This is a genomic window from Paracoccus sp. M683, assembly GCF_007096355.1.
Taxonomy (GTDB): Bacteria; Pseudomonadota; Alphaproteobacteria; order Rhodobacterales; family Rhodobacteraceae; genus Paracoccus.
Map to the genome: position 1 here is coordinate 1 of NZ_VKDF01000010.1, position 25,109 is coordinate 25,109.

Here is a 25,109-nt window from a genome sequence, read left to right on the forward strand (position 1 = left end):
TGTGCCTGTCGGCCAGCCATCATTTCGTGTCCGAGGCTTACGGCTCGGGCGGTCCGGGCAGCGACGGCTATGCCTTTACGGGCAGCTATGTGCTGATGCCGGACACGGCGCCGATGGTGCCGCCGCGGCGGACGCCGGCGGCGCTGGTGCAGGGCCCGCAGACGGCGGTGGTTGTCGGCGAGGGCGAGATCGACTGCGACGAGTTCGGGCGCATCCTGGTGCGGTTTCACTGGGATCTGGCGGGGGCCTATTCGATGCGCTGCCGCGTCAGCCAGAACTGGGCCGGGGCTGGCTGGGGCGGCATGGTCATCCCGAGGATCGGGATGGAGGTTCTGGTCGAGTTTCTGGAAGGCGATCCCGACAAGCCGGTCGTCGTTGGCAATGTGTTCAACGGCAAGAATGATGCGCCCTATCCGCTGCCCGCGCACAAGACCAAGGCCGTCTGGCGGTCCAAGACCCATCAGGGCGAAGGTTTCAACGAGCTTAGCTTCGAGGATGAGCAGGGACAGGAAAACATCGCCCTTCACGCGCAGAAGGACCAGACGCTGAAGGTTCTGAACAATCGCATGAAGCGGGTCGATAACGACCAGATCGAAAGCGTTGGCAGCAACAAGTCGATCGAGGTCGGCAGCAATCATCAGGAACGCATTGGCGGCTCGATGAACCTGACGGTTGGGGGTGGCAAGGCCGGGTTGTTTGCCGCGCTGGCGGGGGTCGCGGGTCAGGCGACGAAGGATGCGCTGAACGTGGCGCAGGAAGCGGGCGATCCCTCGATCCCGGCCTTTCTGGGTGGGGTCGTTGCCGCGACGATTGGCGGCGAGATGGCGTCGGGGCCAAGGATATCGGCCTTTGACGCGGCCGGCCAGAACCGCGCGATTGCCGGGGCCGAACAGGTGGGCACCGGCACCGCATTGGGAAGCGTTCTGTCGTCGATCATGCCGGTTTCCGGGGTCATGAACACCGTGATCGAGAAGTTCCAGTCCGACACGATCGGGCTGGCGCGGACGGAACAGATCGGGCTGTTCAAGAACACCATGGTCGGCGCGGTGCGCAACACCATGGTCGGCGGCAAGGAATTCACCAAGATCGGGGTCGAGCAACGGCTTCAGGTCGGCAAGATCAAGACCGTCGATGTCGGCGAGGAATATACCACCCATAGCGGGCAGCGGGCTGCCCACAGCTCGGGCAAGCTGTATCAGATTTCCTCGGAAGAGAAGTTCGAGGGCACCTCGAAGGTCTGGGAAATCAAGGCTGATGACACCATCCTTTTGTCGGCGCCCGGCGGCTATGTCGAGATCAACAAGACCGGTGTGCGCATCCGCGGATTGAAGGTGCTGATCGAGGGCAATTCCATCGACTTCAAGTCAGGTGGTCCCGGCGAGGGCAGTAAATGCCTGCGCGCCATGGCCAAATCGGCCACCCCCTTCGTGAGGTAGGCCGATGCAGCAGGACGATGCATGGTCGTTGGGCGGGACCGTCCGATCCGAACCCGAGGCACGGGCTAGGGTCTCGCTGGAACAGGGGCTGCTTGCGCTTGATCACAAGGCGGCACCGGTCTTTGCGGTCCTTGATGGCGCGCAGTTCGATAACCTGCCGCAAGAGCTGATGATGGGCGGGTTCGTCAGCCGGTCGCTTTACCTTGACCGTGGCGACAACAATCCCGAACAGATCATCACCGCCCCGCATATGGTCTGGCTGGACGAGCGCCCGGAAAAGATCGGTGGCCGGGCGCCCGAGATCACCATCCCCGCATTGCTTGACCTGATTGTCGCCCGTCCCGCCGCCGTCTTCTGGCAGTGTCCCGATGGTGCGAATGCCCTCTACAGGCATCTCAGGGGCATCAATATGGTGCTTTATCCGAAGGCGGCATTGCCAGATTTCGAGGAGCCCGATACCCTGCCGGGGGATGGTGACGTTTTCCCGGCTGCACCGGATACGCATACGCTGGTCCTGTTTCGTCACGCAGATTCGAATGTGATTGCACAAAGCCTGCCTGCCCTGGAGCCAGCCCATCTGGCCCGATTGTTCGGACCGGCAACAGCAATTCTTGCCATGCCGGAACGGGAATGGTCCTGGTCAGACGCACCGCTGTTCGCGGCCAGGCCCGATGGGCTGCCTGCCGCGCCACCCGGTCCATTGCGTTTGTCACAGGCCGAGCTGGATGGAATTTCACAGGCGGCAGAGCGTGCATCGCAACAGCGCATCGTCGCCTATCTGGGCGCGGCGGCGCCGCAATATACCGATCGCCTGCAACCGCAGCAGCTGCATCAGCTGACGGATGCCGCCATTCGTGATGGCCGGCAGATCGGTCTGCGCACCGAGAAGGGCTTTGGCCTGCTTGCCATGCTGTCGCTGCTGACGGGCGGGGAATTGCTGCGTGATCAGCGCTTCATGTCCGGTATTGCAAATGATCCAAGACCGTCAGACGAGGTTCTTGATGAGGTGTTTGACGATATTGCCAATATGTCGAAATCAGATCTTGCGGCGCTGACCCCATGATCCTGCCATTTCTTGCCGCGCTCGCCGTTCGTGCCGTCATCAGTTACGCTGTCAAGGAAGGCATCGAATATGTCGTCGACAAGGCCCGTGACGCTGCGGTTCGGGCGATTGTCAATCGTGCCCGGAACTATGCCGAACAGATGCTGATCAAGCAGGCGCGCGAACAATGCCCAACCTGCGATCCGCAGGATATTCTGAAAAAGATGACCGATCCCTGCGCGATGTTGAACAGGGGAAAGGGCAGCGGGCCCTATCGGGGCGGGTCCGATACCGAAATGGGCAAGCCCGTGGGTGATGGCAAGGACAGCCATCACATGCCGGCAAAGGCAAACTATCCGACCTGGAAAAGCACCACGCCAAAATCGGTCTATGGAAAATGGCCGGCCATACAAATGGACGCAAAAGATCATGGAAGCACGTTCAGCAATGGCCGTAATCCGCTAAGCGGGGCTTATGCGCGGGCGCAGAAATATGCTTTCAAGGAATATGGATATCTGGCGGCCTTTGCGCTGGATGTGGCGGAAATCAAGCTGAAATTCGGGAATAAATACGACGAAGCCCTAAAGGAGGCGGCGGCCTATGCGGCTTGTGTCGCGGCTTTCCCTGATAAGTATAAATGGAAAGATACTGGCGGAAATAGAAGGGGCCGGCGATAATGGATCAGCACTACAAGTCAGACAAGGGCTTTGGGCCTTTGCAGTTTGGCATGACCCGCGACGAGGTGGTGGCTATCATCGGTGCGCCCGTTAGGCAGCAAAGTTTCGATCCGGCGCAGGCCGCTGCGCCCGATGCACTGATGGCAACCATCGAAAATGCCGGGGTCGAGGGCGCAGACGAGTTCGTCGCCCAGATTTACAAAGGTCAGGCCTTCGACGAATACAATACCGGAGAAGGCGAAAAAAGTACGCAGGCGCCTGCCTGGTTGTCCTATGTTACCTATTTCCATGGAAGTTTATCAGCAATCGCTGTATATGATTATCCAGACAAGGTCTATGTCGGAGGGGTCGATATTAATGATCGCACGCCGATGGAAGTGGCGCTGTCATTGTTGGAAATATCTGACAATGCCTATGAAGAAACAAGCTATATGTATTTTCCCGATCTGGGCGTCAAACTTTTCGTAGAGCCAGAGGCATCCGGCCCCAACATTTTCCTGGATGGGCGAACGGAAGAGGCACTTTTCGATGCAGATGAATATTCCCGCGTCGAAAAGGACGATGTTATCGAATATCTTTCAAGCCTTGAGGACGAGGATTGAACGATCGCCCGATGCAGATCCTTTGCTGGGTCATCTGCATCTCTGGCTGATCCATGCGGGCCGGCCAGCACCGCGGGCCGTGTTCCGATCTTACTGAAACCTGATCCAGACGCGCAGGCCGGGATGGTTGTCCTGCATCTCGACGCGGGCGCCATGCAGATCGGCGATTGCCTTGACCATGCTGAGGCCCAGCCCGTTCCCCGGCGTCGTGCGGCTTTTCTCCAGGCGGTAAAAGCGGCGCATGACCTTGTCGCGCTCATCGGCCGGGATGCCGGGGCCGTCATCCGCAATCTCGACGGTGATGCCGCTCGGGCCCGCTGACAATGTCACCTCGACCCGCGCGCCGGCGGGGCTGTGGCGCAGCGCGTTTTCCACCACATTCGCGATCATCTGGGTCAGCAGGTGCCCGTCGCCCTGAACCGCAGCCTCGGCGTTGCCGACCGTGACGATCAGCGTCTGACCATTCTCGTCGGCCACGGCGCCATAGGCATCCTCGATCCGCGCCAGGATCGGGGCCAGCGTGATCGTCGTGAAATGTTCCGAGCGCCGCCCGGCCTCGATCTGGGCAATGCTGAGCAGGCTGTGGAAGGTCTCGATCAGGTGATCGACGATCTCGGTCGCGGCCTGAACGTCTTCTTCGGTCTGGGCCGACAGCTTGCCCGATTGCTGCATCGCATCCAGCCGCTGACGAAGGCGCTGCATCGGGGTGCGAAGATCATGGGCAATATCGGCCGAAATCTGCTTCTGGCTTTCGACCATGCGCTGAAGCTGGGCAATGGTGCTATTGATCTCGTCGGCGACGCGGACAAGATCGTCGCCTTCGCCGCCCGAGGTCGGCGCCCTTGTCCCCAATTGTCCGGCGGCCACGGCTTTCAATGTCGATGATATCTGGGTCAATCGCCGTTCCGTCCTGCGACCGACGATCACGCCGGCGATCAGCCCTGCAAGCAGCAGCATGACAAAGCCGATGGCAAAGCCGCGTACAAGCACCTCGCGCAGTTCCTCAAGGAAATAGGTGCTGGTGCCAAGCGTCAGGCGGTTCGGGCCAAGATCGACGGCATGCAGGTGATAGCCGATCACCTCGTGGTAGCGCGGGTGCACCGGGCTGACCGTATCGGCCGGGACATGGCCACTGGTGCCGTGCCAGTCGATATTGGCCACATTGCCGGCGATGATCCTGCCGCCCGCATCCTCCAGCAGATAGATGCGGTAATCCTCGAAATTGAAGCCGGCGAAACCATCCAGCTTGGCCAGGACGGCATCCAGCCCCGCGCGTTGATACAGCTGGGCAAAGCCCGCCGCGTCCTCTGCCAGCTGGTCGGACACCCATTCGGTGATCTCGCGGTTGGCAAATATGGCGGTCAGGACGAAAACGATGGCGGTGATGATGGCGTAAAGCGCCGCGAAACGCAGCGACAGCCGCGCCGAGGTCGAACGCAGAAAGCGCGATATGGCCGCGCGGCTAGCCATGCAGGCTATAGCCGGCGCTGCGGATGGTATGGATCAGTTCGGTGTCGAAAGGTTTGTCGACCTTGTTGCGCAGCCGGCTGATATGGGTTTCCACCACATTCGTTTTGGGGTCGAAGTGGAAATCCCAGACCGATTCCAGCAGCATCGTGCGGGTCAGCACGCGGCCCGCATTGCGCATCAGGTATTCCAGCAGGCTGAACTCGCGCGGTTGCAGGTCCAGCAGAACGCCGCCGCGCGTCACGGTGCGGCGGATCAGGTTCATTTCCAGATCGGCGACCTGCAAGACGGTTTCTTCTGTTTTAAGCGGCGGCCGGCGGGTCAATGCCGCAAGGCGCGCCGCCAATTCCTGAAACGAGAATGGCTTGACCAGATAGTCATCCGCCCCGGCCTCCAGCCCTTCGACGCGGTCGTCGATGCCACCCATCGCGCTGAGGATCAGGATCGGCGTGTCACAACCCGCGCCACGCACCGATTTTATCAATGTCAGCCCGTCCAGCCCCGGCAGCATCCGGTCGAAAATCATCACGTCATAGTTGTTGTCCAGCGCCGACAGAAAACCGTCGCGGCCATTGTCGCAATGATCGACCAGATGGCTTTGCGCCTTCAGGCTTGCGATGATGTATTCAGCCGTTTCGATATGGTCCTCGACCACAAGGACGCGCATGGGCTTTGCTTTCTGCACTGGTTTCGCAACAGCAGGGATAGACCCGTGCGCGCGGCGGTCAAGACGCTGGAACATTACGGATTGGTATAGTTCCGGCAAGCACCCGGACAGTTCGGCTTAGCTAGATCGCGGGTGACATCAGCCCAAGCCGATCGAGCAGGACGATATAATGATAATCAATGAAACCTATCCGGGCCATGGCCCGGCGGTGGTTCAGGCGCGACCCGGTGCGCGCCTGACGGGGCGGTATTTGCGCCTGGACGCCGGGTCGCGCCGCTTTCTGATAGCCGTTGCCGCAGCCTTCTGCGCGCTGCGGATCTGGGCGATGGTCGTGGTGCCTTTCACCGACACGACCGAGGCCCGCTATGCCGAGATTGCCCGCAAGATGGTCGAAACCGGAAACTGGCTGACGCCGCAATTCGACTATGGCGTTCCGTTCTGGGGAAAGCCGCCCTTGCACAGTTGGCTGTCGGCCGCCGGCATGCAGGTCTTTGGCGTCCATGAGGCGGCGGCACGATTTCCGATCCTGCTGACCGCGCTGGCGGTGCTGGCGCTGATCTTGATCTGGGTGCGGGACAAGGTTGGCCGCGATGCCGCGATCTGTGCGGCGGTGGTGCTGGCGACGATGGGGCTGTTCTTCGGCGCCTCGGCTTTCGTGATGACGGATATGCCTATGGTGCTTGGGACAACCCTGGCGATGGTGGGTTTCTGGAATGGGATCGAGGATGAGGCCGGCGTTTCCCTTTGGGGATATGCCGTCTTTCTGGGCCTGGCGATCGGACTGCTGGCCAAGGGCCCTGTCGCGGCCGTCCTTTGTGGCATCCCGGTGGTTTTGTGGCTGGCCCTGACGTGGAACTGGCAGGTTCTGCGCCGCCTGCCATGGGGGCGCGGGACGGTGCTGCTTCTGGTGCTGGTCCTGCCCTGGTATGTCGCCGCCGAGAAGGCGACGCCGGGCTTTCTGCACTATTTCCTGATCGGGGAACATGTGCAGCGGTTCCTGTCCCCCGGCTGGCAGGGCGATCTTTACGGGTCGGGCCATCAGGAAGCCAAGGGCATGATCTGGCTGTTCTGGCTGATGGCCGCGCTGCCATGGAGCCTGGTTCCCGCGCTGCTGTTGACGCGGGCGCGTGCCACATTTGGGGCTTTCCGGCGGGATCGGTCCGGCTGGCTGCTGTATTTGCTGCTTTGGGCGCTGTCGCCGCTGCTGCTGTTCTGGCCCGCCTCGAATATCCTTGCGGCCTATGTCCTGCCTGGGCTGCCAGCCGCCGCGGTTCTGCTGGTGGTGTTGTTCGCGCAGGTGTTTGGCCCGCGACCGGGCCGGGCCGCCCGGATCGGGTTTGCCACGGCCTCGGTCGCGACGCTTGCCTTGTTCACGGCGCTGACGGTGGCTGCTGCCTTTGCGCCCGGCCAGATCCGGCTGAAATCCGACAAAGGGCTGGTTGCTGCTGCCAGCGCGGCCTTGCCCCACGCGCCGCTTTATACCGTGGGCGGGCGCAGCTATTCGGCCGAGTTCTATTCGCAGGGTCAGGCGCGCGCCGTCGACACCGCCCGATTTGTCCGACTGGCCCAAGGGGGGGCGCCGGCGGCGTTTTCAGTAACGCCGGACATGGTGACGCAGGCGGCCGGGCTGGGGCTTCGCAACATCGGCGCCTATGGGCGCCATGTCCTGTTCGTCACGCAAGGCGAAGGTAAGGTGAAGTGATGGGAAAGATGCGCGATATTGCTGTTGAAACCGCCGATTTGTTGCCAAACTGGCGTGATCTTGATCCCGCACTGCCGGATCTGTCCTTCGTCATCCCGGCCTATAACGAGGCCGAGACCATCGCCGAAACCCTGTGCCGGGTATCGCGCAAGGCGCGGCAATTGGTGGCGCGGTCCGAAATCGTGGTCGTCGATGATGGCAGCAGCGATGACACGCTGGACCGGGTTCGCGCCGGTCAATGGCAGGTGCCCGTTCGCCTGCTGCGCCTGTCGCGGAATTTCGGCAAGGAACAGGCGATCATGGCCGGGCTGCGCCATGCGAGGGGCCGGGCAGTCGTGGTGCTGGATGCCGATCTGCAAGAGCCGCTGCACCATGTCGATACCATGCTGGACCATTATCGCGCAGGATATGAGATCGTCTATGCCGTCCGCGCCCATCGCGACGATGAAGGCTGGTTGAAGCGCCGCTGCACGGCCGCCTTCTATCGGTTCCTGAATTTCGGCAGCGAGGTGGCGATGCCCGCCGATGCGCGGGATTTCAGGCTTATGGATCGCAAGGTCGTCGACGCGCTTTGCGCCCTGCCGGAAAACAACCGCTTCATGAAGGGGCTTTATGCCTGGGTGGGGTTCCGCGCGCTGGCGATTCCGGTCGAGTTGCAGCCGCGCGGCGGCGGGCGCTCGAAATTCGGCTTTCGACGGCTGTTGCGGCTTGGCCTGACGGGGCTGACCGCGTTCACCGACTGGCCGCTGCGCATGTGGACGGGCATCGGCATGGTTCTTGCCACATTGTCGATCTTTTACGGGCTTTTCCTGGCCGGCCGCACCTTGCTGCTGGGTCATGACGTGCCCGGCTGGTCGACCCTGGCGGTGGCGGTCTTTTTCTTCAGCGGGGTCCAGCTGATGTCTATTGGCGTTCTGGGCGAATATCTTGCGCGCGTGTTCAACGAGGTGAAGGGGCGGCCCGGCTATCTGATCGCCGAGGATGTCAGCCTGATGCCCTCGCCCGAATGCTGAAGCCGGTCGTCCGTTTCGCGCTGACCGGCGGGGTGGCGACCCTTGTGCATCTGGGTGTCGCGCTGGTGCTGGTCCGCCTTGGTGTCGCGCCGCCGGTCGGGAATGCAGCGGCTTTCTGTGCCGCGTTCGTGGTCAGCTTCTGGGGGCATCACCTCTATACGTTTTCAGGGCATGGCGCGGTTGCGCATCATGCCCTGTTCCGGTTCCTGATCGTGGCGATTATCGGGTTCCTGTGGAATGAAACCATGCTGCTGTCGCTGTTGGCCACCGGCACAACGACCGCCGCCGGGGCCATCCTGTTCTCGACCGCTTCAGCCGCGCTTTGCACCTTCATCCTGTCGCGTGTCTGGGCATTCCGGCGAAAGCCCTTGGCCGATGAAGGGCCGGTTTTGGTAAAATAATTTTACTGACAGAAAAATTCGTTGCATCTGCGATAGGTTTCGGCCCAATCTCTGCGCCCAACAGGCATCTGCTGGTCGGGGACGGGGATGGGACGGATAACGGCAGGCGCGCCGGCTGCCCTTGGGCGACGGATACGCAAGCGCAGGCAGATGATGGCCATGACCTTGCAGGAGCTTAGCGCAGCCTGCGGCGTTTCGGTGGGCTATCTCAGCCAGGTCGAGCGTGACAACGCCACCCCCACCCTTGGCACGCTGGCCGAGATCGCGGCCGCGCTGGATGTTGGCATCGACCATTTCATCGCCACCCCCCGGCAGTCCGAAAGCGTCACCCGCGCCGATGAACGCCAGCCGTTTTCGGTTTCGGGAACCTCGATCATCTATGAACAGATCGGGGCCGAGTTTCCGGGCCATGAACTGACCTCGTTCATCATGAACGTGCCCCCCGGCTATCGCTCTGAAACCGTGCAGCATGCCGGGGAAGAGCTGATCTTCGTGCTGCAAGGCGCGGTGCTGCTGGTCGTCGATGGGCAGAAATTTCTGCTGCGCGAAGGCGACAGCATGCATTATCTTGGTCAGCATCCGCATTCCTGGTCGAATCCGCTGGATCGTGTGGTGCGCCTGTTGTGGACAGGCAAGATGCTGCATGGGGCGACGCCCTCGGCTTATATTCCGCGCGAGTCCGGTCTTGCATCGGTCAGTGCTGATGACCTATTCGTCGCATCTAGGGATGTGACGGACGAAACTGCCGAATGACATGGCAGATCAATTTCTAACCTCAAAGGGAGTATAACCGTGAAGCTGTTTCTCGTATGTGCGTCGGCGCTGGCGCTAAGCGCGGGCCTGGCCCAGGCCAAAACCTTCGTCTATTGTTCCGAGGCCTCGCCCGAAGGGTTCGACCCCGCGCCCTATACCGCCGGCACCACCTTTGATGCGTCGGCCCATCCGATCTATAACCGCCTGACCGAGTTCAAGAAGGGCACGACCGAGGTCGAGCCGGGCCTGGCCGAAAGCTGGGAAGTGTCGGAAGATGGCACCGAATACACCTTCCACCTGCGTCAGGGCGTGAAGTGGCATTCCAACGAAAAATTCACGCCGACGCGCGATTTCAACGCCGATGACGTGCTCTTCTCGTTCGACCGTCAGGGTAATGCCGAAAACCCGTGGCACCAGTATAACCCCGGCATCACCTATGAATACTATACCGCGATGTCGATGCCGGAACTGGTGAAGTCGGTCGAGAAGATCGACGACTATACCGTCAAGATCACGCTGAATTCGCCGGAAGCCCCGTTCCTGGCCAATATCGCGATGCCCTTCGCCTCGATCGTGTCCAAGGAATATGCCGACGCGCTGGAAGCGGCAGGCACCCGCGAGGACCTGAACAACATGCCGATCGGCACCGGGCCGTTCAAGTTCGTGGCCTATCAGAAAGACGCCGTGATCCGCTACGCGAAGAACCCCGATTACTGGGGCACCGCGCCGATCATCGACGATCTGGTCTTTGCCATCACCCCCGACGCCGCCGTGCGCCTGCAAAAGCTGAAGGCCGGCGAATGCCACCTGATGCCTTACCCCGCGCCCGCCGATATCGAGGCGATCCGCGCCGATACCAACCTGAAGCTGGACGAACAGGCCGGTCTGAACGTTGGCTATCTGGCCTATAACACGACGCTTGCGCCCTTTGATAATCCGCAGGTCCGCAAGGCGCTGAACATGGCCATCAACAAGCAGGCCATCGTGGATGCGGTGTTCCAGGGCGCAGCTGAACCGGCCAAGAACCCGATTCCGCCGACCATGTGGTCCTATAACGACGCGATCCAGGACGATCCCTACGATCCCGAAGCCGCCAAGGCGATGCTGGACGAGGCCGGTGTCAGCGATCTCACGATGCAGATCTGGGCGATGCCGGTGCAGCGCCCCTATATGCCCAACGCGCGCCGCACCGCCGAGCTGATGCAGGAAGACCTGTCCAAGGTCGGCGTCAAGGCCGAGATCGTGTCATACGAATGGGGCGAATACCTGGCCAAGTCGATGGAAGCGGGCCGTACCGGCGCGGTGATCCTGGGCTGGACCGGCGACAATGGCGACCCCGACAACTTCCTGTCGGTGCTGCTGTCGTGTGATTCGGCGGGCGAGGGCGGTGCGAACCGCGCCTTCTGGTGCAACGAGGAGTTCTCGTCGCTGCTGAAGGACGCCAAGGTGACCGCCGACCAGGCCGAACGGACCGCGCTGTATGAGCAGGCACAGGTGGTCTTCAAGGATCAGGCGCCGTGGTATACGATTGCCCATTCGACGCAATATGTGCCCATGTCGGCCAAGGTTTCAGGCTTCGTGATGAGCCCGCTTGGTGATTTCACCTTCGAAACCGTCGACATCGCGGAATAATCCGCCATCCTCAATCGGGGGTAACCAGACGCGCGGGGCCGGTCCCCGCGCGTTCCACAAGGAAAGAGGCGCATGGTCCGTTTCATCCTCAACAAGCTGCTGTATCTGATCCCGACCTTCCTGGGCATCACCATCATCGCCTTCAGCTTTGTCCGCATCCTGCCCGGCGATCCGGTGCTGCTGATGGCGGGTGAACGCGGCGTCAGCCCGGAACGGCATGCGGAACTGACCGCGCAGCTTGGCTATGACAAACCCGTTGTCATGCAGTATTTCGACTTTCTTGGCCGGCTGTTGCAGGGCGATTTCGGCACCTCGCTGGTCACCAAGAAGCCGGTCCTTGACGAATTCATGGCCCTGTTCCCGGCAACGGTCGAGCTGGGCCTTTGTGCCATCATCCTGGCCACCGTGATCGGGGTGCCGGTGGGCATCCTGGCCGCGATCAAGCGCGGCAGCTGGTTCGACCAGATCTCGATGACCACTGCGCTGGTTGGCTTTTCCATGCCGATCTTCTGGTGGGGCCTGCTGCTGATCATCTTCTTTTCCGGCATGCTGGGCTGGACGCCCGTGTCTGGCCGGATCAGCCTGCTGTATTACTTCCCGACGCCGACCGGCTTCATGCTGATCGACAGCCTGCTGTCGGGCCAGCCCGGCGCGTTCAAATCCGCGGTCAGCCACCTGATCCTGCCCTCGATCGTGCTGGCCACGATCCCGCTGGCAGTGATCGCGCGCCAGACCCGGTCCGCCATGCTGGAGGTGATGGGCGAGGACTATGTCCGCACCGCCCGCGCCAAGGGCATGCCGCAGCGCCGGGTCATCGGCGTCCATGCGCTGAGGAACGCGATGATCCCGGTCGTCACCACCATCGGCTTGCAGATCGGTGTGCTGATGGCGGGCGCGATCCTGACCGAGACGATCTTTTCCTGGCCGGGCATCGGCAAGTGGATGATCGATTCCATCAGCCGCCGCGACTATCCGGTCGTGCAATCGGGCCTTTTGCTGATCGCCGGCATGGTGATGCTGGTCAACCTTCTGGTCGACCTGACCTATGGCCTTATCAACCCGAGGATCCGCGCGTCATGAGCGATACAACCGTCAAACTTTCCGACGCCGCCATCCGCCGCCGCATGCTGGCCGAGTTCTGGTTCTATTTCAGCCAGAACCGGGGCGCGGTGCTGGGGCTGGTGGTCTTTATCCTGCTGGTGCTGGTCGCGGTCTTTGCGTCCGTGCTGGCGCCCCATGATCCGACCGTGCAATATCGCGACGCCTTGCTTGTTCCGCCAGTCTGGCAGGAAGGCGGACGGGCCGAGTTCCTGCTGGGCACCGATGCGGTGGGCCGCGACATGCTGTCCCGGCTGATCTATGGCGCGCAATATTCGCTGTTCATCGGTATCGTCGTCGTGTCCATCGCGCTGTTCGGCGGCATCATCATCGGGCTTCTGGCCGGCTTTTACGGCAGCTGGGTCGATACCGTCATCATGCGGGTGATGGATGTGATCCTGGCCTTCCCCTCGCTGCTCTTGGCGCTGGTGCTGGTGGCCATTCTGGGGCCGGGGCTGACAAATGCGATGATCGCCATCGCCATCGTCTATCAGCCACATTTCGCCCGCCTGACCCGCGCCGCCGTGATGGCCGAACAAAAGCGGGAATATGTCACCGCCGCGCGCGTCGCGGGTGCGGGTAACCTGCGGCTGATGTTCAAGACCATCCTGCCCAATTGCCTGGCGCCGCTGATCGTGCAGGCGACGCTGTCCTTTTCATCCGCCGTGCTGGATTCGGCCGCACTTGGTTTCCTTGGCATGGGCGCGCAGCCGCCCGCGCCGGAATGGGGCACCATGCTGGCCGAGGCGCGCGAATTCATCCTGCGCGCCTGGTGGGTGGTGACCTTCCCCGGCCTCGCCATCCTGATCTCGGTTCTGGCGATCAACCTGATGGGCGACGGATTGCGCGACGCGCTTGACCCCAAGCTGAAGCGGAGCTGAGCCATGACCAACAAAACTGGGGCATTGCTGACCATCAAGAACCTGACGGTCAAATTCGCCACTGCCACCGGCAGCTTTACCGCCGTGGATGGCATCGACGTTCATGTCGACCGGGGCGAGGTTCTGGCCATCGTCGGCGAAAGCGGCTCGGGCAAGTCGGTCTCGATGCTGGCGGTGATGGGGCTTCTGCCCGACACCGCCACCATCACCGCCGATGTCATGACCTATGACGGCCGCGACATGCTGAAGATGTCGCCCGCCGAACGCCGCAAGCTGATCGGGCGCGAGATCACGATGATCTTCCAGGAACCCATCGCCTCGCTGAACCCGTCATTCACCGTCGGTTTCCAGATCGAGGAGGTGCTGCGCCTGAACCTGGGCATGTCGCGTCGCGATGCCCACCAACGCGCGTTGGAACTGTTCCGGGCGGTCGGCATCCCGGAACCCGAGGTCAAGATCAAGGCCTATCCGCACCAGATGTCGGGCGGCCAAAGCCAGCGCGTGATGATCGCCATGGCCATCGCCACCAACCCGCGCCTGCTGATCGCGGATGAACCGACCACGGCGCTGGACGTGACCATCCAGAAGCAGATTCTGGACCTGCTGATGAAGCTGCAAGAGGATTACGGCATGGGGCTGATCCTGATCACGCATGACATGGGCGTTGTGGCCGAAACCGCCGATCGGGTGGTCGTGCAATACAAGGGCAAGAAGATGGAGGAAGCCGACGTGCTGTCGCTGTTTGAATCGCCCCAGCATCCCTATACCCGCGCGCTGCTGTCGGCTTTGCCGGAACATGCGACTGGCGACCGGTTGCCCACCGTGTCCGATTTCTTCCAGCAGGAGGGTGCGTGATGCCAGATCAAAACCCCGCCGCCGGCACGCCTGTCGTCGAGGGCCGCGCCATCGTGCAGGATTACCGCGTTCCCGGCAGCATGTTCGCCAAGGGCAAGACCGTCCGCGCGCTGAACGGCATCGACTTCAAGGTCGAGAAGGGCAAGACGCTGGCCATCGTCGGCGAAAGCGGCTCGGGCAAGTCGACGCTGGCGCGGATCATCGCGCTGATCGACGCGCCCTCGGGCGGCGAATTGCTGATTGATGGCGAGGTGGTGGACATCCATCGCCACCGCCCCGGCCCGGCGCTGCGATCCAAGGTGCAGATGGTGTTTCAGAACCCCTATGGCAGCCTGAACCCGCGCCAGAAGGTCGGTGACGTGCTGATGGAGCCCCTGATCATCAACACCAAGGTCCCCGCCGCCGAGCGCCGCGAGCGGGCCGAGGCGATGCTGAAAAAGGTCGGGCTTCAGCCCGAGCATTTCAACCGTTACCCGCATATGTTCTCGGGCGGGCAGCGGCAGCGGATCGCGATTGCCCGCGCGCTGATGCTGAACCCGCAACTGCTGGTGCTGGACGAACCGGTCTCGGCCCTGGATCTGTCGGTGCAGGCGCAGGTGCTGAACCTGTTGGCTGATTTGCAGGACGAGTTCGACCTGACCTATGTGTTCGTCAGTCACGACCTGTCGGTGGTGCGCTATATCGCCGATGACGTGATGGTCATTTCAAAAGGCGTCGCGGTCGAACAGGGCACGCGCGAGGCGCTGTTTGCCGATCCGCAGCATCCCTATACGCGCTCGCTGTTCGCCGCGACGCCGATCACCGATGTCGAGGCCATCCGTGCCCGTGTTGCCCGGCGCAAGGCGACGCGGTCGGCACAGCCGGTCGCCTGATGGGGGGCTTTGACAAGGCGCTGGCGGCGTTCACCCCGGTGGACGCCCCGGCGATCGCCACGGCCGAGTTTCAGGCCCGGATCGCCGCGCTGTCGGCGGCTATGCGGGGGCAGGGGCTTTCCGCGTTATGGCTGGATGCGACCGCTTCGCTGACCTATTATACGGGGCTGTCGCTGCATGCCTCGGAACGGCTGCACGGGGCGCTGATCAGGGCCGATGGATCGCTGGTCTATATCACACCCAATTTCGAACGGCCCAAGCTGGAAACCATGATCCGGGTTCCGGGCGAAATCGCCATCTGGGAAGAGGACGAGGATCCCTTTGCCCTGATCGCTGCGCGGGCAGGGGGTCGGATCGCGCTGGATCCGGCCATGCCCTTTGGTTTTGCCGGCCGGCTGATGGCCGTGCGGGGTCTGGCGGTCTGTTCGGCCCAGGATCTGATCGCGGCGCAGCGACGGATCAAGTCGCCTGCCGAACTGGCAATTCTGCAAGTCGCGATGGATGCCAGCCATTCGGTGCAGCAGGCCGTTCGTGCCGGCCTGCGGCCTGGTGTCTCGACGGGCGAGGTCGCCGATTTCGTCAATGCCGCGCATCTGGCGCTTGGGCTGGGGCCGGTCTTTGTCGCCGTGCAATTCGGCGAGGCGACGGCCTATCCCCATGGTGTGCCCTATCCGCAGGTGCTGCGCGATGGCGATATGGTGCTGGTCGATCTGGGGGGGCGGTTGCACGGCTATCATTCCGACATCACCCGGACCTATGTATTCGGCGCCGCCAGCGAACGGCAACGCCATCTGTGGTCCTGCGAACAGCGCGCCCAGCAGGCGGCATTTGCCGCCGCGCAACCGGGCGCGACCTGCGCGGCGGTGGATGCTGCCGCCCGCGCCTCGCTGCTGGCCGATGGGTTCGGGCCGGGTTACCGCGTGCCGGGCCTGCCGCATCGAACCGGCCACGGGCTTGGCCTTGAACTGCACGAGGAACCCTGGATCGTCGCAGGCAACCAGACACCGCTGGTCCCCGGCATGTGCTTTTCGATCGAGCCGATGCTGTGTGTCTATGGCGAATGCGGCGTCCGGTCCGAGGATATCGTCTATATGACGGCGGACGGGCCGCGCTGGTTCTGCCCGCCCGCCACCTCGGTGGCGGGCTGACCTGTCGTTTGCGGCCGTCGGGCAGTTGCGCCCGATGGCGGTGTCAGTTTGCGGTGCCAGTCAGTTGGTCATGGACAATCTCGCCATCCACCAGCGTCAGATCAGCGCGAATTGTGTCGATCTGATCGGCGGGTATGGTCAGGAAGGGCTGGTCCAATACTGCCAGATCGGCCTGTTTGCCGGCGCTCAGCGTGCCGCGCCGGTCCTCGGCAAAGCCCAGCCACGCTGCATTGGTCGTGTAAAGCCGCAGCGCTTCCTCGCGGGTCAGCAACTGGTCGGCGGGCTTCTGCACCACCCCGCCCAACGAGGTGCCGGTGACGTAATACTCGATCGCCTGCCAGACGCCATAGACCCCGATCCGGGTGGAATCGGTCCCGCCCGCAACCTTCAGGCCCAGATCCAGCGCGGTGCGGACGGGGGGCGATTTCGCGGCCACGTCCGGCCCGTTGGCGGCAAGGATGCCGGGGGCCTCGAAATAGGGGCCCATCTGCACCGAATAGGCCAGCCCAAGCGCGGCCATGCGCTGCAAGGTCTGTTCCGATCCGGTGTTCAGATGCGCCAGCGACCAGCGCAGGTCCTTGATCGGATGGCGGGTGTTCACATCCTCGAACACATCCAGAATCGCGGCGGCGGCATCGTCGGTATAGGCGTGAAATTCCAACGGAATACCACGCGCGGCGGCGAAATCGCCGATGTCGCGCAGCCGGTCATGGGCGGGCGGCGGCGAGGTGAAGCCCGGCCCCATCTGAACACCGTCATACATCTCGCCCACCAGTGCCTCGCCCAGCCCGCTGAAGCCGACGCGGCCCGCCTCGTAATGCGGCTGGCGGAAGGCCATGAAATTCGCGATCCATTCCGGTTCGTTGCCAGGTTTCTGGCCCGGAATGCGATAGCTGACGCGCAGATCCAGTTGGCCCGAGCGGTCCAGGTCGAACAGCATCTGGTAATTCTCGGGCGCGCCTGCGGTCGCATCGACAATGGCTGTCACGCCAAAGCCGTTCAGGGTCGCAAAGAAGGTTTTCAGACTGTCGACCCGCAGTGCCGGATCCTGCGGCAAAAGCTGCGGCAGCAGCATGTTATAGGGATAGACCCCACCCAACAGCCGGCCGGTGGCCAGTCCGTCAGCGTCGCGCTCGATGGTGATGCTGGGCGGGACGGCGGGCTCGGGGCTGTTCAGCCGCAGCACCTCGATCCCTTTGGCGTTGACCCAGGCGTCATCGTAAAGCTGCTGCACATAGACCGGATGATCGGGCACCGCAGCCGTCAGATCGGCGGGCGTCGGTCCACGCTTTTCCTCGAACTGCTCGGGGATCCACGATCCGGCCACGACGACCCATTCATCCGCCCCGCGACCCGCAGCATCCGTCGCCAGTTTCTGCAAGGCCGAGGCAAGGCTGGTCTCGCCCAGCCAATAGGTTTCCTGCGTGAAGGATTGCCCGCCCCGGATCAGGTGACTGTGGGCATCAGCCAGGCCGGGGATCACGGTGCGCCCGCCCAGATCGACCTGCCGCGTGCCGTCACCGGCCAGCGCGCGGATCGCCGCATCGTCGCCGACCTGCTGGATCGTCTGGCCGGAAATCGCGATGGCGCTGGCTTGCGGCTGGCTGTCATCCAGGGTCAGCAATTCGCCGTTATAGAGGATAAGGTCTGGTGCCTGCGCCTGCGCAAGCGCCGACGCCGGGGCCAGAGCGGCAAGCACGATGGCTGCCTTGGCGAGTGAACGGGTCATGGGGTCTCCTTTTCGGTTCTGCATCTCGGGGATTGCCGGTGCGAAGCCTTGCGCCGACGGGGTGCCCGCTGCTGCCCTGTGATCTGGCCATGGCCTGACCCGGCGAGGATGGGCGCGGCACCCGCAAGATAGGGGCAGCGATTTCATTGCAACAAGAGGGCACAGCCATGTGACCTGCGCGCGCCGCGCGCCGCGCGCCCATGCGGGCGGGTGCGCCTTGTATTGCAGATGTGCCGGTGTCATGGCGCGGGCTCGCGTTCTGGTGAATAAAATGCACAAATTTCGATAACCACGACGTATTGCAAATGTCAAATTATCGTTTTACGGTAATTTAACTATCGAGGACATCATGATTCGATTGATCCCAGAGGCAAAGGACGTGCGGACGCTGGTGTTGTTTCACTCGCGCACCGGCAATACCCGGCTGCTGGCCGAGGCCGTGGCCGAGGGCGCGCGGATCGGTGGTGGTGCCTCGGTCGCGCTGCGTCACCTGCCGGAACTTGGTGATCAGGATGCCTTGCTTGCGCATGACTATGTCGGGCCGAAATATGCCGCCGTTCGCGCCAGTTGTCCCACTGCCGCGATCCAGGATATCGCGGCGGCGGATGTGGTCATTCTGGGCTGTCCCACCCGCATGGGCGGGATGACCGCCGAGATGAAGGCGCTGATCGACGAGTTGGGCGGGGTCTGGCAAAGCGGCGCGTTTCAGGACAAGGTCGGCGCCTGTTTCACCACCGCCTCGACCCCGCATGGCGGGCAGGAAATGACGCTGATCGGGATGTCGGTGGCGATGATCCACCTGGGCATGATCCTTGCCGCGCCGGGCTATACCGCGCGGATCACCGAAAACGCCGGCTCGCCCTATGGCGCAACCGCGACATCCAAACATTTCGGCCAGCGCGTCGGGCCGACCAGCGACGACCTTCAGGCGGCACGCGCCCTGGGGCGTCGCGCGGCGCTGGTCGGGCGCGACCTGCTGCGCGGCCGCGCCGCCGCCGAACACCCATTGCCGGGCCAACAGACCACCGGCTGAACCGATCGAGGAGGAAAAACGATCATGTCCGAACTACAGAACCGCACATCCGCCATTGGCGCGCGTGATCTGGACGACAGCAACGCCTTTGGCCTGGCCAGTGTCGATCATTTCGCGCTGCCCACGCGCAATATCGCGCTGATGGAGAAATTCGTCCGCGAGGTGCTGGGCGGCGAACCCTATTATTACGCCGGTTTTGACGATGTCGACCGCGACATGGGCCGCGTGCCGCATATCTTCATCCGCGTCGGCAATGTGCTGTTCCAATGCACCGAGGTCCCCGAGGGCGAGATGACCGTCAGCAAGGATGACGAAAATGTCGCGCCCCATGTCGCCTTCAAGGTGACCGCAAAGGATCTGGAAGCGAATTTCGAACGGCTGAAGAAAATCATTCCGGTTTCCGGCCCCTATCGCCATCGGGGCATCGACTGCACCACCTTCTACTTCATGACGCCCGAGGGTCATAAGCTGGAAATCTGCACCTGGGAGCCCTACCCGGAAGAGAAATCCATGATGATGGGCGCCCCCGGCGTCGGCATCATGAAGTGGAAGGATCTGGTCCATGACTGGCCGAACATGCCAGCCCGGCAGCCCGAGGGCGTTGACGGCTAGGCCGTCGCCCCTGCTGCGCGATCTGCGGGCCGGCGGCTTCTGCCGCCCGCGACTTTCCCTGTCCAAGGGCATGCCATGCCAAAGGAAACCCCATGATTGTCACCAACGACACCGATCCCCTTGAATTCAAGATGCTGACGCCGGGCTTCAACTGGCTGCGGTTGGGGGCGGTGATGGCCCATGCCATCAACGGCTATCACAGCCCGCTGCCCAAGGGCTCGACCATCTCGACCCATACCGATCATCCGGGGCGGATGTGTTTTGCCGGGCCGCAACTGGTTCATGACGGGGTCTATCAGACCGGGTTGTCCTCGCCGCCCTGGCTGGTTCGTTCGATTGCCGAAGGCGGGATTCTGGGTGGCGAAAAGCTGGACCTGGCGGCCATCGCCACGCTGCCCCATGACGACCTGTCCACGATGATGGTCCGGCGCGAGTTGGGCATCACCCGGATCGAGGATATCCGCGACCGCAAAATCCCGCTGCGTGTAGGCATCCCGCCGCGTGGCATGGGCCATCCCGGCGGCTGGATCATCGACAAGGTGCTGGAGGAATACGGCTTCTCGCTGGCCGATATCGAAAGCTGGGGCGGGCAGGTGATCGACGCCGACCGCGCCCCCATCGACGCGCTGGCCGTGCATGTAAAGCAGAAAAGCCGCCTGCAAAAGCTGCGCGACGGCGAGCTTGATGCCATCTTTGACGAGGCGATCATGACCCAGCCCTGGCATGACATAACCCAGGCCGTCGACATGCAGTTCCTGTCGGTCAGCGATCAGGTTCTGACCCGGCTGGAACAGAAACATGGCGCACGCCGCAAGGTGATGAAGGCGGGGCGTTTCCGTCTTCAGGATCAGGACATCGCCTGCGTCGACTTTTCGAACTGGTGCCTGTTCTGCCGTCGCGATCTGCCGGATCGCTATGCCTATCTTCTGGCGCAGGCGCTGGTCCAGCACGGGGCCGAGGTCGAGGGCATGTATCCTCCGCCTTTCAGCCCGCTGACCTCGCCTGTCAGCGCGCAGGCACTGTGCCTTGACGACACGCTGCCCTTCCACCCCGGCGCGATCCGCTTCTATGAAGAAGAGGGCGCGGTGATCGGTGGCCCGAAATGAGTGGGGCGATGCAGGCGACCACCGCCGATCTGCACGATTCCGATCCTGATGGCACCCGCGTGGTCGAGGCACAGTTCCGTGCCTTTGGCCAGCGGCGGCGGTTCTGGGGCCACTGCGTGCCCGTACGGACCTATGAAAGCCACTTGCCGGTGCTGGAAGCACTGCGCGGTGATGGGCAGGGCAAGGTGCTGGTCGTCGATGGCGGCGGCTCGCTGCGGATCGGGATCATGGGTGATCGGCTGGCCGAGATCGGCGTGGCGAATGGCTGGGTCGGTGTGGTGATCAACGGCGCGATCCGCGATTCCGTGGTGATTGACCAGCTTGATCTGGGCGTGCGCGCGCTTGGCGTGACGGCCCGGCGCGGCAGCGCCACCACCGCCCCCGGCGGGCCCGAGTCGGTCGGCTTCGGCGGCGTCCGCTTTACCCCCGACGACTGGATCTATGTCGACGAGGATGCGGTGATCGTCCGTTCTGTCCGGCTCGATCCTGCCGAACTGAAGCCATTGCCGGGCGCAGGCTACTGACTGCCCGGCATCCGCCGCTTTCATCACATGCTTTGGGAGGAGCAGATGGACAGACGCCGTTTCATCAATCTGGCGGGGTGTTCCGCCGCAGGGGTCATGCTGGGGGCGCTTGCCTTGCCCGGCTGGCGGTCAGCGGCGGCGCAGGGCGCAACCGAACCGCAGCCTTTTGGGGCGGAAAAGCTGGGCACCGTCAGTCAGACTGATGCGGGCAAGGTGCTGGCGATGGATTCATTGCTGAACATCTATGACCCGCGCGTCACGCCCGCCGATGTCGTCATCGCCGGGTCCTATTGCGGTGCCTCGACCCTGCCGCATGTGGTGCGCCAGGGCGTGCGCGGCGTCGTCGCCCATGATGCGGGCATCGGCAAGGATCGGGCCGGCATCGGCGCGCTGCCCGTGGGCGATCAGCATGGCATTCCGGTGGCGGCTGTCGAGACCATGTCGGCGGCGCTGTCCAATGGCCGCTCGATGGCCGGGGGTGTGATCAGCTTTGCCAACCAGACCGCGACTTCGCTTGGCGTGACCGTCGGGATGTCGGCAATCGAGGCCGCCACATTGATGCTGGGCGCGCCCTTGCGCCAGCCATCCGAGACCGAACTGCCGCTGGATCGCCGCATCAGCGAGATGATCAAGGTGGGCAGCGGCAGGGCCTATGCCTCGTCCGCCGTGACCAATTTTCCCGAAGGTGATGAACATGCGCAGGATGTGATCGTCTGGGGCGCGCATATGGGTGCGATTGCCGGGCCAATCATCGAAAAGCGCCGCTTCAAGGGCTGCATCGGCAATGATTGCGGCAAGGCCAGGTTTGACAGCGGCATCGCGGCCCTGCCGATCCTGAACCGGATGGGGATCATGGCAGCCTCGGTCGGAACGATGTCAGCGCGGATTGGCGATGGTTACAGCAGTTGGAACGACGGTCGGATATCGGCGGCGAATGATCTTGCGCTTGCGGCCGGTGTGGCGCTTGAGATGCCGGCCTCGGATGCGGCGCGGCTGATGTTGCTGGCATAGGAAAGGGACAGGGATCATGCAGACCGAGGATTTCGATTTCGACTATCAGGGCCAGCGCTGCGGCGCCTATGCGGCCTGGGATGACAGCCTTGCCGGGCCCCTGCCGGGGGTGCTGGTGATCCACGACCTGTGGGGGTTTGGCGAGCAACCGAAGGATCGGGCGCGGCGGCTGGCGGCGATGGGCTATCACGCGCTTGCGGTCGATCTTTACGGCGACCGGCGCGAGCCGCAGACGCTGGACGAGGCGTTTCCGCTGGTCGGGCAGTTGCGTGGCGACGTGCCGGCGCTGCGCAAGCGGCTGCATCATGTGCTGGACATGCTGGCGGGGCGGCCGGGGGTCGATGCCGGGCGGCTGGCCTCGATCGGGTTCTGCCTGGGCGGGGTCAGCTCGCTGGAACTGGCGCGGGACGGGGCCGATCTGCGTGCGATTGTTGGGTTTCATTGCAATCTGGACACGCCGTTGCCGGCGCAGAAGGGGCAGGTGCGGCCGTCGATCCTGATCTGCACGGGCGGCGATGATCCGATCATCCCGCAGGACCAGATCAGCGGTTTCATGGATGAGATGCGCGATGCCGGTGCCGATTGGCAGATGAATTTCTATGGCGGGGCGGGGCATAATTTCACCAACAACTTCGCTGACCGCGCGGGCATTCCGGGCGTCGCCTATCAGGAAACCGCCGACCGCCGCGCCTGGCAGGCGCTGGCCGCTTTCTTCGAAGAGAACCTGCGCTGACAGGCGGCCCGCGCCGGGGGCGCCGCCGGCCGCGGCGGCGTCAGGAAGCGCCCTTGCGGGGCGATCCGACGCTGCCCAGCAGCCAGGCGATCAGGGCGGCCATTGGCAGCAGGACGATCGCGGCGATCAGGAAGGTCGTCGGATAGCCGTACAGATCGACCAGCGGCTGAATGACCAGCGGCGACAGGAACTGCCCCAGAAACAGCGCCGTCGTGACCGTGCCCGATACCGCGCCGCGGCGGCGTTCGGGCGCCACGGTCAGGGCCGAGACGATGAAGGTCGGCATGACATAGCCAAGCCCCAGCCCGATCAGCAGCGACCCGATGCGCACCCCGGTCATGGACTGGATCTGATGCAGCGCGAAAAAGCCTGCCGCGATGATCACATAGCCAAGCGCCGGGGTCAGCCCATTGCCAAGCCGCGCCCGGACGGCGGCAAAGCTGATTGCCGAAATCCCGCCGGTGATGGTCAGCAGCGCCATTGCCTGTGCCGAGGCGGCGGGTTCGGGATGGCCGATGCTGACCAGATAGAACGGGATCTGCGTCGGCACGATATAGAACAGCACCAGCGTCAGCGACGCCATGACCGAGATGATGGCCACGATCCTGGGCCAGTCGCTGTGGCCCTCGGCCGGGTCGCCGCCGCTGACCTTGGCGCTGCGGTCCGGCTCGGTCAGGGCGAACCACAGGAAGGGCAGATAGGCGAAACCAAGCGCATAGATCAGGAATGGCAGGCGCGGCGAGATGCCCGCAAGCCAGCCCGCCAGCGCGATAAAGACGAAGCCGCCCAGATTGGTCGCCCCCATCTGCCAGCCCATGAAGCGCCCGCGATCGGCTGCCGCGAAGTAGTCGCCCACCAGCGCCGATTGCGTCACCATGATCAGCGCCACACCAAGCCCCAGGATCAGGCGGCTGACAAAGATCCCCTCCAGCGAGGGCAGCAGCGCGCCTGCGGTCCCCGAAATGGCGTAAAGCGCGACCCCGGCCAGCAGCAACGGCCTGCGTCCGAACCTGTCCGAGGCCATGCCGATACAGGGCGCCGAGATCGCCACCAGCAGCGAGGGTGCCGTGACCAGCAGTCGCGTCAGCAGCCCCGCATTGGGCGTGTCGGCAAAGCTGGCCTCTAATCCCGGCAGGGCTGGTGTGATGGTGGCATTTGACATGATTGTCAGCGTCGCCGCCAACAGCAAGGCCCAGACCCTTGGATCGCTTGCCATGCTGCGGCCGGCCGGATTTTGCGGGTCTGATGCCATGTGATGTTCTCCGTTGCGGGGGCGGGACGGCGCCGCCAGCGGTGGCTTTGCCTGACGCGCGGATCGCGCCATGGTGATCTATTGCGTTCCGGTCTGCAAGAACCGGCACGCGGCACGGTTTCAGGTCATCAGCCGGGTCGGACCGGCATTTTGCCCTGCCGGGGCGCGGGGTGATCGGCCTGAGGATCGGTCAGCACGAAAGAGGCGGCGGACAGGATGTGAACCTCCATCGCCTTGCCGGCCAGTTCGACCATGCCACCGGCGATCGCGACCGCGATTTCGTGGTGATGGCTGGCCGATCGCATCCGCTGTTCGGTGCCATAGGCTTGCAGCGTCAGCGTCACCAGATTCACGTCGATCGTGCTTTGCAGCAGCAGCTCCAGCCGGCGGGCATGGGCGGCCTCGACGATCTTGCAGTGAAACAGCGCGTTTTCGGCGTCGATCCGGGGCACGACATCGGCATGCGGGTCCGACAGCATCTCGTCCACCAGCAGCGCCATCCGGGCGGCCGAGGCGACCAGTTCGGCCCGCTGCAAGGGCGTTGCAAATTCGGCGGCGCGGGCGGCGGCATAGGATTCCAGCCGCGCCCGGATGTCAAAGATCGTGCGAATTTCGTCGCGGGTGGGCAGGATGCACCACAGCCCGCTGCCCTTGCGCCGTTGCAGCAGCCCCTCGATCAGCAGGCGTCCGACGGCGTTGCGCACCGGGGTGCGTGACAGGTCCAGCATCTCGGCCAGCCCTGCCTCGGTCACCTTGCGATCGGTGGGAAGCCGGCCACTGAGAATCGCGCTGCGCAAGATGCGATAGGCACGGTCTGCTGCGGTTTCGCCCTTGGGTTCGGCCATGTTTGTCCCGAAAATGGA

General features: G+C 63.4%; 25 protein-coding genes. 20 read left to right on the plus strand and 5 right to left on the minus strand.

The features are described 5' to 3' along the window. The 4 genes from FNJ84_RS16245 to FNJ84_RS16260 all read left to right on the plus strand — a co-directional run. The coding region (locus FNJ84_RS16245; protein ID WP_143794359.1) for a type VI secretion system Vgr family protein at positions 1–1,436 on the plus strand (1,436 nt) is incomplete at its 5' end. A 4-nt stretch (positions 1,437–1,440) separates the two neighbouring features. Continuing rightward, entirely contained in the window at positions 1,441–2,499 is a 1,059-nt protein-coding gene (locus FNJ84_RS16250) for a hypothetical protein (protein ID WP_143794360.1), read from the plus strand. Between the two features lie 140 nt (positions 2,500–2,639). Next, positions 2,640–3,155 (plus strand): hypothetical protein, encoded by a 516-nt coding sequence (locus tag FNJ84_RS16255; protein ID WP_143794361.1) that lies wholly within the window; start codon positions 2,640–2,642, stop codon positions 3,153–3,155. After that, positions 3,155–3,757, plus strand: coding sequence for a hypothetical protein (locus tag FNJ84_RS16260; protein WP_143794362.1), 603 nt, complete (start codon positions 3,155–3,157; stop codon positions 3,755–3,757). The genes FNJ84_RS16255 and FNJ84_RS16260 overlap by 1 nt, the downstream gene beginning before the upstream one ends. A gap of 90 nt (positions 3,758–3,847) precedes the next feature. Here FNJ84_RS16260 and FNJ84_RS16265 read toward each other — a convergent pair whose 3' ends face one another. Together FNJ84_RS16265 and FNJ84_RS16270 are read right to left on the minus strand one after the other, a co-directional pair. Continuing rightward, positions 3,848–5,227, minus strand: a complete 1,380-nt coding sequence (locus tag FNJ84_RS16265) for a HAMP domain-containing sensor histidine kinase (RefSeq protein WP_255471255.1) — start codon at positions 5,225–5,227, stop codon at positions 3,848–3,850. Then, a complete protein-coding gene (locus FNJ84_RS16270; RefSeq protein WP_143794363.1) occupies positions 5,220–5,891 on the minus strand; it encodes a response regulator transcription factor in 672 nt (223 codons plus the stop codon). Before FNJ84_RS16270 ends, FNJ84_RS16265 begins: the two co-directional genes overlap by 8 nt. Positions 5,892–6,060: 169 nt before the next feature. Here FNJ84_RS16270 and FNJ84_RS16275 point away from each other — a divergent pair, with 169 nt between their 5' ends. The 10 genes from FNJ84_RS16275 to FNJ84_RS16320 all read left to right on the plus strand — a co-directional run bounded on the left by FNJ84_RS16275 (position 6,061) and on the right by FNJ84_RS16320 (position 16,246). Next, a complete protein-coding gene (locus FNJ84_RS16275) occupies positions 6,061–7,593 on the plus strand; it encodes a glycosyltransferase family 39 protein (RefSeq protein ID WP_255471256.1) in 1,533 nt (510 codons plus the stop codon). Next, a complete protein-coding gene (locus FNJ84_RS16280; protein WP_255471257.1) occupies positions 7,593–8,606 on the plus strand; it encodes a glycosyltransferase family 2 protein in 1,014 nt (337 codons plus the stop codon). The genes FNJ84_RS16275 and FNJ84_RS16280 overlap by 1 nt, the downstream gene beginning before the upstream one ends. Continuing rightward, positions 8,600–9,007, plus strand: coding sequence for a GtrA family protein (locus FNJ84_RS16285; RefSeq protein ID WP_143794364.1), 408 nt, complete (start codon positions 8,600–8,602; stop codon positions 9,005–9,007). The genes FNJ84_RS16280 and FNJ84_RS16285 overlap by 7 nt, the downstream gene beginning before the upstream one ends. 87 nt (positions 9,008–9,094) lie before the next feature. Beyond that, the gene (locus FNJ84_RS16290) at positions 9,095–9,760 is read left to right on the plus strand and encodes a helix-turn-helix domain-containing protein (RefSeq protein ID WP_143794365.1); all 666 of its coding nucleotides are present in this window, start codon (positions 9,095–9,097) and stop codon (positions 9,758–9,760) included. Between the two features lie 39 nt (positions 9,761–9,799). Further along, positions 9,800–11,392, plus strand: coding sequence for an ABC transporter substrate-binding protein (locus FNJ84_RS16295; protein WP_185968568.1), 1,593 nt, complete (start codon positions 9,800–9,802; stop codon positions 11,390–11,392). Between the two features lie 72 nt (positions 11,393–11,464). Next, the gene (locus tag FNJ84_RS16300) at positions 11,465–12,472 is read left to right on the plus strand and encodes an ABC transporter permease subunit (protein ID WP_143794367.1); all 1,008 of its coding nucleotides are present in this window, start codon (positions 11,465–11,467) and stop codon (positions 12,470–12,472) included. Next, the gene (locus FNJ84_RS16305; RefSeq protein WP_143794368.1) at positions 12,469–13,371 is read left to right on the plus strand and encodes an ABC transporter permease subunit; all 903 of its coding nucleotides are present in this window, start codon (positions 12,469–12,471) and stop codon (positions 13,369–13,371) included. The genes FNJ84_RS16300 and FNJ84_RS16305 overlap by 4 nt, the downstream gene beginning before the upstream one ends. 3 nt (positions 13,372–13,374) lie before the next feature. Continuing rightward, a complete protein-coding gene (locus tag FNJ84_RS16310) occupies positions 13,375–14,226 on the plus strand; it encodes an ABC transporter ATP-binding protein (RefSeq protein WP_143794369.1) in 852 nt (283 codons plus the stop codon). Then, positions 14,226–15,098: a dipeptide ABC transporter ATP-binding protein gene (locus FNJ84_RS16315; protein WP_143794370.1), complete on the plus strand. Its 873-nt coding sequence runs from the start codon at positions 14,226–14,228 to the stop codon at positions 15,096–15,098. Before FNJ84_RS16310 ends, FNJ84_RS16315 begins: the two co-directional genes overlap by 1 nt. Further along, a complete protein-coding gene (locus FNJ84_RS16320; RefSeq protein ID WP_143794371.1) occupies positions 15,098–16,246 on the plus strand; it encodes a Xaa-Pro peptidase family protein in 1,149 nt (382 codons plus the stop codon). Before FNJ84_RS16315 ends, FNJ84_RS16320 begins: the two co-directional genes overlap by 1 nt. A 43-nt stretch (positions 16,247–16,289) precedes the next feature. Here the strand turns inward: FNJ84_RS16320 and FNJ84_RS16325 are convergent, their stop codons facing one another. Further along, positions 16,290–17,975 (minus strand): amidohydrolase, encoded by a 1,686-nt coding sequence (locus FNJ84_RS16325; protein ID WP_143794372.1) that lies wholly within the window; start codon positions 17,973–17,975, stop codon positions 16,290–16,292. Between the two features lie 349 nt (positions 17,976–18,324). On the opposite strand from FNJ84_RS16325, the gene wrbA reads away from it, so the two are divergent. From wrbA to FNJ84_RS16355, 6 genes are all read left to right on the plus strand, one after another. Further along, entirely contained in the window at positions 18,325–19,008 is a 684-nt protein-coding gene (gene wrbA, locus FNJ84_RS16330; RefSeq protein WP_143794373.1) for an NAD(P)H:quinone oxidoreductase, read from the plus strand. A gap of 24 nt (positions 19,009–19,032) precedes the next feature. Next, positions 19,033–19,620 (plus strand): VOC family protein, encoded by a 588-nt coding sequence (locus FNJ84_RS16335; protein ID WP_143794374.1) that lies wholly within the window; start codon positions 19,033–19,035, stop codon positions 19,618–19,620. A gap of 92 nt (positions 19,621–19,712) precedes the next feature. Continuing rightward, positions 19,713–20,726: a TAXI family TRAP transporter solute-binding subunit gene (locus tag FNJ84_RS16340; RefSeq protein ID WP_143794375.1), complete on the plus strand. Its 1,014-nt coding sequence runs from the start codon at positions 19,713–19,715 to the stop codon at positions 20,724–20,726. Then, positions 20,723–21,250 carry a ribonuclease E activity regulator RraA gene (gene rraA / locus FNJ84_RS16345; RefSeq protein ID WP_221932001.1) on the plus strand — a complete coding sequence of 176 codons (528 nt, stop codon included), beginning with the start codon at positions 20,723–20,725 and terminating at the stop codon, positions 21,248–21,250. The genes FNJ84_RS16340 and rraA overlap by 4 nt, the downstream gene beginning before the upstream one ends. 45 nt (positions 21,251–21,295) lie before the next feature. Then, the gene (locus tag FNJ84_RS16350; protein WP_143794377.1) at positions 21,296–22,261 is read left to right on the plus strand and encodes a hypothetical protein; all 966 of its coding nucleotides are present in this window, start codon (positions 21,296–21,298) and stop codon (positions 22,259–22,261) included. A gap of 16 nt (positions 22,262–22,277) precedes the next feature. After that, positions 22,278–22,994 (plus strand): dienelactone hydrolase family protein, encoded by a 717-nt coding sequence (locus FNJ84_RS16355; protein ID WP_143794378.1) that lies wholly within the window; start codon positions 22,278–22,280, stop codon positions 22,992–22,994. 40 nt (positions 22,995–23,034) lie between these two features. On the opposite strand, the gene FNJ84_RS16360 is transcribed toward FNJ84_RS16355, so the two are convergent. Next, entirely contained in the window at positions 23,035–24,210 is a 1,176-nt protein-coding gene (locus FNJ84_RS16360; RefSeq protein WP_143794379.1) for an MFS transporter, read from the minus strand. 164 nt (positions 24,211–24,374) lie between these two features. Continuing rightward, on the minus strand, positions 24,375–25,091 hold the full coding sequence (locus FNJ84_RS16365; protein ID WP_185968569.1) for a GntR family transcriptional regulator: 717 nt from the start codon (positions 25,089–25,091) through the stop codon (positions 24,375–24,377). Positions 25,092–25,109: the final 18 nt, after the last annotated feature.